This is a genomic window from Anaerobacillus sp. MEB173, assembly GCF_052119505.1.
Classification (GTDB): Bacteria; Bacillota; Bacilli; order Bacillales; family JBJMAU01; genus JBJMAU01.
The window spans coordinates 1-1,900 of record NZ_JBJMAU010000042.1; the positions used below are offsets into that span (position 1 = coordinate 1).

Consider the following 1,900-nt stretch of genomic DNA (forward strand, 5'->3'; position numbering starts at 1 on the left):
TTTTGCTTTATAAGTGCATCGCAATAACTGAGCGCCCTTAGCTCAGCAGGATAGAGCAACGGCCTTCTAAGCCGTCGGTCAGAGGTTCGAATCCTCTAGGGTGCGCCATTAAAGGGAAAATGAAGCGTATTTTACATATATATAAAAGGTCTAACTTATGTTAGGCTTTTTTTGTATATGTAAATACTAATAATTGCGCAGAATTTGATTTTTTCAGAAATATATGTTATAGTAGTGCTAGTAAATAAAGGGGGGAGTAGTTCATGGAAAATATAAAATGCGCTGGAGCCACTGATGGTATGCTTAATTCCTTTTCTAGTTATTTATCACAAAATGGTAAATCGAATAATACAATTAAGACATATCGAGGTGTTCTCTATTCATTTTGTAATTGGTTAGAGGAAAATAATAGTTCTATACAAAACGTCTCAAGTAAAGATGTCCAAGCGTATATGAATTATTTAGTATCCGAGCAACGTAGTGCCTCTACGATAAACAAAATCTATAATACAATTAAATCGTTCGCTATTTCTATCAATAAGCCAGAACTAATGGAAAAGGTTCAGCGTATAGAAAGTACAGGAGAAACTGCTCCCCCAGAGTGTTTAAGTAATCTTGAAATTAAAGAATTATTAGATAAAGTCAATGTTGATGGAAACAAACGGAATGCAGCAATTGTTTATCTATTATTGTATACGGGAGTTCGTGTATCAGAACTATGTGCTTTGAATCAATCCGACGTTCAAATAAGTAATCAAACCGGGAAATTAGTTGTTAAAAATGAGAATGGTGAACGAGTGATTCCTCTTTCAAATGTGTGTATTCAACATGTGAAAGAGTATCTTGAATCAAGGGATGATGATAATGAGGCATTATTTTTAGCTAAAAATCAGCAACGTCTTTCAGTTCGAACAGTACAGCATACATTACAGCAATATGGTGTTCATCCTCATAAGCTTCGTCATACTTTTTGTTATGAACTAGTAAGAAAAGGAGTCGATCTTTCGATCGTCGCTCAATTAGCTGGTCATTCGGATATAAACATTACAAAACAATATATTGAGTCCTCTGAAGGTTAAAGTAGTAAAAGCCGTCTTCCTTATACTAAGGAAAGACGGCTTTTTTGGTAACAATAAAAACCTTAAAAGGATGTTCATCAAGGTGGAATCGAGGCAGACAGAATTGAAAATGAAAAACAGTTTTTCAACAATAATAAGAGTACATTCCAATCAAAATAGAGTGTTGTACTTTTTACTCATAATTTTATATGTTTACTTTTTTACCATTTTAACAATCTTATTTTTTTTTTTGGCGATTTTAGCGAACTTTTTTGCAAGCTCTTTAGTTACTCCTTGCTTTTCTAAGCTATTTTTCCCCATATAATTCACTCCTAAATTCATAAAATCGTTCGTTAAAATATTTATCTATTAAAAAGAATGATATTAAAATCCCAATGCTTCTTAAACATCGTCAATTATTAAAGTTTCTAGCCAAAAAAAATCGCCTAAGAGCTACACCGTATTATTAAATCGATAATCCACGTATGTAAATTTGAGTAAAAAACCGATTATAATTTGTTTAAAAAAGTGTTGCGCGGAAAATTTTATTGTGATATATTATTGTTTGTCGCTGTTAAAGATAATATGTATCACTTTATAATTTTCATATAGAAAAACATGTGTCGCGTAGAATTATAAGTAGTGATATAATAATTCTTATCGCTAATGAGCGATATAACATTTTATCAACTTAATTGTTCTTGAAGAAAAAAACACCAAAAAAGATATTGCGCAGAACTTTAAGTTGTGTTATAATAAATCTTGTCGCTGAAAACGACATGAGACAAGTTGTTCTTTGAAAACTGAACAAAATAAACAAGCCAAGCGAATTATTGAGATAC

Annotated in this window: 1 protein-coding gene and 1 tRNA gene; both read left to right on the top strand. The window is 31.7% G+C overall.

Annotated features, from left to right (window positions below; all coding sequences use genetic code 11):
- Positions 1–31 precede the first annotated feature (31 nt).
- Positions 32–108 (top strand) — tRNA-Arg (locus ACJ2A9_RS23415).
- Positions 109–263: 155 nt separating this feature from the next.
- A complete protein-coding gene (locus tag ACJ2A9_RS23420; RefSeq protein WP_441424108.1) occupies positions 264–1,079 on the top strand; it encodes a tyrosine-type recombinase/integrase in 816 nt (271 codons plus the stop codon).
- Positions 1,080–1,900 lie beyond the last annotated feature (821 nt).

Excerpts from the sequence above, each read along its gene's own strand:
- ACJ2A9_RS23420 (WP_441424108.1), top strand. The coding sequence starts at position 264 with ATGGAAAATATAAAATGCGCTGGAGCCACTGATGGTATGCTTAATTCC.